A 5,424-nucleotide genomic window follows, 5' to 3' on the forward strand; every position below is an offset into this window, starting at 1 on the left:
CGTCTCGTCCATCTCCGACGCGGGCCGCGCAGGAGATGTCCGAGACGGTCGGAAAACCGCAGATCGGCCGTGGTCGTCAGGCCCGCCGCCGTGTCGGCCCGCACCCCGAGGCGCCGTCTCCGCCCGTCCACTCCTGCACCGGTGACAACGATGTCGGGCGCCTCCACAGATCCGCCCTGCCGCGGCGCGTGGAGCGTCCCGCGTCGCCACGATGGGGCGATGACGACCCTCGTGCAGGACCTCGAAACGCTGACCGGCCCCGTGCTGCGGCCTCCGCGACACGGCGCGGAGGCGGCCGCGCGCGGGCTCGAACGGGCCTGGCGGGCCGGCGACCTGGTCCGGCTGGCGCCCTCGACCTTCTGCCGCTCGGACCTCTGGCGGGCCATGCCCGTCTGGGACCGGCACCGCCTCACCGCCGTCGGCGTCCAGGCCTCCCGGGCGGGGCGGGTCGTGTTCACCGGTCTCACCGCGGCGCACCTGCACGGCCTGCCGGTGGCGACCCTGCCCGCCGACCTTGAGATCCGACCGCGACGGCCGGGACATCGGGGGCGACGGCCGACGTCGTCGTGCTTCGTGGCCGGAGCCGGGAGAGGTCCGCTGGCCGGTCTCCCCCGGCCGCCGGGTCTGCGCTGCCGCACGCGCGGCTCGTGGACGGCCGTGGCCCCGCCGATCCGGGTGCAGGTGCGGGTCTCGGACGGATCGTCCGTGGGGACCGTGTGGGTCGACGCCGAGGAGACCGTGATCCGCTCGGTCGCCGACCAGCAGCCGCTCGGGGAGGCGCTCGCCGTCCTGGACGCGTGGGCGGCATGCGGCACGGGCGATCTGGAACGGGTGGCAGCGGTGGCGGCACAGGCAGCCCAGGACGCGCCCTCGGCGGCGTCCCGGCGGAGGCTGGCCAGGGCGTTCGGCCATGTGGAGCCGTCGTCCGAGTCGGCGGGGGAGTCCCTCAGCCGCGGGATCCTGCTGGACGCCGGGTTCCGCCGCCCCCAGGTCCAGCGGGAGCACTGGGACGCCGACGGTCTGTTCATCGGTCGGACGGACTTCTGGTGGGAGGAGGTCCGCGTGGCGGGGGAGTTCGACGGGATCACGAAGTACGACGTCGCGCTGCACCCGGACGAGACGGCACGGCGGCGGGCGATCCGTCAGGAGAAGGAACGGGAGGTCGCCCTGCTGCGCGTGGTGGACGGGCTGCCGCGCTGGACGTGGGAGGACCTGCGCCATCCGCAGCGGTTGGTGCGTCTGCTCGAGCAGCACGGCGTCCCCCGGCAGTCCTGACCTGCGGCCGCTGCCCCTGCCTGCCCCACTGCCGTCGCCGGAGGACGTTTTCCGACCGTCTCGGACATCTCCGACGCGGTCCGCGCAGGAGATGTCGGAGGATGTCGGAAAGGCGAGGCGGGGGTGCGCCCGGAGCGGCGTCCCTAGGATGGCCGCATGCCCACCGCACTCGTGATCGCCGCCGCTGGGGCCGGCACCCGCCTCGGCGCGGGTGTGCCCAAGGCCCTCGCCCCGCTGGCCGACGGCCGCCCCCTGCTGGCCCACTGCCTCGAGTCCGTCGTGGACGCCCGTCAGGCCGGGCTGCGCCTGGACGCGGTCGTCGTCCTGGTCCCGCCGGCCGAGGAGGACGCGCAGCGGGTCGAGGAGGTCGTGGCGCCCCACCGGGCGGCCCTCGGCGTCGATGTGGTCTGCGTGCCCGGCGGGGCGGAGCGGGCCGACTCGGTGCGCGCCGGGGTGGAGGCCGCGGACCGTCTCCTCGCCGACGCCGGCCACCCCGTCGGCGCGTCGCCGCGCCGGGTCCTGGTGCACGACGCCGCCCGCGCGTTCGCCCCCGCCGAGGTGTTCCTGGCCGTCCAGGGGGCGCTCGCGGACCACGCCGCCGTGGTCCCCGGTGTGCCGCTGACGGACACGGTCAAGCAGGTCGCCGGCTCGGGGGAGCCGGACGGGCTGCCCGTGGTGACGGCGACGCCGCCGCGCGCCGGGCTGCGCGCCGTCCAGACGCCGCAGGGCTTCGACCTGGACGTGCTGCTCTCCGCGCACCGGGCCGTGCGCGCGGACCCGCACGCCGACCCCGCCGCCCTCACGGACGACGCGATGGTCATGGAGGTCACCGGGCATGACGTGGTGGTGGTCCCCGGGCACGAGGCCGCGTTCAAGGTGACCTCCCCGCGGGACCTGGACCTCGCCGCGCGCATCCTCGACGAGCGCGGCGGTCCCGCCTCCGCCGCGTCGCCGGACTCCCGCCCAGCGCCCGTCCACACCTCCACCTCCGCCGCCGTGCCGCTGCCGCGCGTCGGGATCGGCACCGACGTGCACGCCTGGGCCCCCGAGGACGCCCCACGCCCGCTGTGGCTGGGCGGGGTCCACTGGCCCGGCGAGCGCGGCGTGGCCGCCACGTCGGACGGGGACGTCGCCGCGCACGCGGCGTGCAATGCCCTGCTCTCCGCAGCCGGTCTGGGGGATCTGGGCGCCGTGTTCGGCGTGGAGCGGCCGGAGATGGCCGGTGCCTCCGGTGCGGACATGCTCCGCGAGGTGCTCGGCCTGCTCGCCGAGGCGGGCTTCGCCGTCGGGAACGTGGCCGTGCAGGTGGTGGCGCCGCGGCCCAAGGTGGGCACACGGCGGACGGAGATGGAGGCCGCGATGTCCGCGGCGCTCGGCGGCGCCCCGGTGTCCGTCTCGGCGGCCACCACGGACCGGCTCGGCTTCGTCGGCCGCAAGGAGGGCCTCGTCGGGCTCGCGACGGCGCTCGTCGTCCCCTCCGCCTGACCACTGCGCCTGACCCCGCCGCCCGATCGGGCCCGGCCCCAGCCACTAGGCTGGGCGGGTCCCCGTCCCACGACCGTCCGGAAGGACAGCGCCCCCATGGCCCAGCGCTTCTACGACACCCGCACCGCCGAGATCCGGGACTTCGTCCCGCTCGTGCCCGGCCAGGCGTCGGTGTACTACTGCGGCGCCACAGTGCAGGGGATGCCGCACGTGGGGCACGTGCGCAGCGCGATCGTGTTCGACGTGCTCATCCGCTGGCTCGAGGCCACGGGCCTGCGCGTCACGTCCGTCCGCAACGTCACGGACATCGACGACAAGATCCTGGACCGATCGGCCGCCTCCCACGCGGACGGCTTCGAGGCCAGCCACCTGTACCCGGCCGCGGAGCCGTGGTGGGCGCTGGCGTTCCGCTTCGAGAAGGCGTTCGACGCCGCCTACCTCGCCCTCGGCGTGCGCCGGCCCACCTACGAGCCCCGCGCCACGGGCCACGTCCCGGAGATGTTCGCTCTGATCGAGCGGCTCATCGAGCGCGGCCACGCCTACCCGGCGCAGGACGGCTCGGGGGACGTGTACTTCGACGTCCGCTCGTGGGAGCGATACGGCGAGCTCACCCGCCAGCGCGTGGAGGACATGCAGGACGCCCCGGACGCGGACCCGCGCGGCAAGAGCGACCCCCGCGACTTCGCCCTGTGGAAGGGCGCCAAGGCCGGCGAGCCGGCCACCGCCGTGTGGGACTCCCCGTGGGGCGCGGGCCGCCCGGGCTGGCACCTGGAGTGCTCGGCCATGTCCACCAAGTACCTCGGCGGGGAGTTCGACATCCACGGCGGCGGCCTGGACCTGCGCTTCCCGCACCATGAGAACGAGCTGGCCCAGTCCGCGGCCGCCGGGGACGGCTTCGCCCGCTTCTGGCTGCACAACGGCCTGGTCACCTACGGCGGGGAGAAGATGTCCAAGTCCGTGGGCAACACCATCTCCCCCGAGGAGATGCTCCAGATGGCCCGCCCGAAGGCCGTCCGCTACTTCCTGGGCCAGGCCCACTACCGCTCGCAGCTGGACTACCGCCCCGGCGCCCTCGAGGAGGCCGAGGCCGCCGTCGAGCGCATCGAGGGCTTCGTCCAGCGCGCCACGGCCGCCCACGGCGCCCCCGAGCTCACGGCCCCGCTCGCGCAGCACGTCCCCGCCTCCTTCCGCGCCGCCATGGAGGACGACCTCGCCGTCCCCCAGGGGCTCGCGGCCCTGCACGAGGCCGTCCGCGCCGGCAACTCCGCGCTCGCGGTCGGGGACGACGACGCCGCCCGGGCCCGTCTGGTCGAGGTCGCCGCCATGACGGCGGTGCTGGGGCTGGACGACGTGCCCGAGGCCGGCGCCGCCGGAGGCGGCCCCGAGGCCGCGGCGCTCGACTCGCTGGTCCGCTCGCAGATCGAGGCGCGCGCCGAGGCGCGGGCGGCGAAGGACTGGGCCACCGCGGACCGCATCCGGGACGCACTGGCCGCGGCCGGCGTCGTGGTGGAGGACGGCGCCGACGGCGCCGCCTGGCACCTGGCCGACTGACGGCGGGGGCCCGCGTCCTGCCGGGTGGCCCGCCTAGACTGGGCCTGATCCGCGGAGCGGCCGACGTCGTCGTGCCGGCGCCCCGCCCCCCGTCCCCGTCCTCCCAGGAGTCCCCTCATGTCCACCGCACCCCGCTCCGGCGGATCCCGCAAGCCCAAGGGCAAGAAGGGCCCCCAGAAGGGGACCGGCGGCCACGGCCGCAAGGCGCTCGAGGGCCGCGGCCCCACGCCCAAGGCCGAGGACCGCGTCTACCACAAGGCGCACCGCGCCAAGCAGCTCGCCGAGCGCTCGGCCGCCAAGCGCGGCCCCGCCCGGGACCAGGTGCGCGGCCGCGTGAAGCTGACGGACGAGACCGTCTCGGGCCGCAACCCCGTGCTCGAGGCCCTGCGCGCCGGGATCCCGGCCAAGACCCTCCACGTGGCCGTGCGCATCGAGGTGGACGACCGCGTCAAGGAGGTCCTGCGCCTGTGCGCCGAGGAGTCCATCCCCGTGCTCGAGGCCACCAAGCCGGAGCTGGACCGGCTCTCCGGCGAGGCCGTGCACCAGGGCCTGGTGCTCCAGATCCCGCCGTATCGGTACGCGGACGCGCTCGAGCTGGGCCGCGAGACCATCGAGAAGCAGGCCAAGGGGCATCTGCGCACCGCGCCCCTGCTGATCGCGCTGGACGGCATCACGGACCCGCGCAACCTCGGCGCCATCATCCGCTCGGCGTCCGCGTTCGACGCGGACGGCGTGATCGTCCCGGAGCGGCGTTCCGTGGGCGTCACCGCGACGGCCTGGCGCACCTCCGCCGGTGCCGCTGCGCGCGTGCCGGTGGCCCAGGCGGGCAACCTCAACTCCACGCTCGTGGACCTGCACCGGATGGGGTACTTCGTCCTCGGGCTCGACGGCGGCGGCGACGTCTCGCTGCCCGGCCTCGCGCTGGCCACGGAGCCGCTGGTCCTGGTGGTGGGGGCCGAGGGCAAGGGCCTGTCCCGCATGGTGCGCGAGCACTGCCAGCAGATCGTGTCCATCCCGATCCAGTCGGAGATGGAGTCGCTCAACGCCTCCATGGCCGTGGGCATCTCGCTCTACGAGATCGCGGTGGGGCGCGCCGGCGGGCGCTGACTCCGC

At 75.8% G+C, this 5,424-nt stretch carries 4 protein-coding genes; all 4 read left to right on the forward strand.

Annotated elements, in window-relative coordinates; translation table 11 throughout:
* Positions 1-219: 219 nt before the first annotated feature.
* Positions 220-1,275: a hypothetical protein gene (locus Q4D18_RS05250; RefSeq protein WP_303126352.1), complete on the forward strand. Its 1,056-nt coding sequence runs from the start codon at positions 220-222 to the stop codon at positions 1,273-1,275.
* 156 nt (positions 1,276-1,431) lie between these two features.
* The gene (gene ispF, locus Q4D18_RS05255) at positions 1,432-2,760 is read left to right on the forward strand and encodes a 2-C-methyl-D-erythritol 2,4-cyclodiphosphate synthase (RefSeq protein WP_303126353.1); all 1,329 of its coding nucleotides are present in this window, start codon (positions 1,432-1,434) and stop codon (positions 2,758-2,760) included.
* A 96-nt stretch (positions 2,761-2,856) separates the two neighbouring features.
* Positions 2,857-4,311: a cysteine--tRNA ligase gene (gene cysS, locus Q4D18_RS05260; protein ID WP_303126354.1), complete on the forward strand. Its 1,455-nt coding sequence runs from the start codon at positions 2,857-2,859 to the stop codon at positions 4,309-4,311.
* 117 nt (positions 4,312-4,428) lie between these two features.
* Complete coding sequence (gene rlmB / locus Q4D18_RS05265; protein WP_303126355.1) at positions 4,429-5,418, forward strand: 23S rRNA (guanosine(2251)-2'-O)-methyltransferase RlmB; 990 nt, start codon at positions 4,429-4,431, stop codon at positions 5,416-5,418.
* The last annotated feature ends 6 nt before the right edge of the window (positions 5,419-5,424 follow it).

The organism is Micrococcus sp. (genome assembly GCF_030523875.1).
In the GTDB taxonomy this organism is placed as follows: domain Bacteria; phylum Actinomycetota; class Actinomycetes; order Actinomycetales; family Micrococcaceae; genus Micrococcus.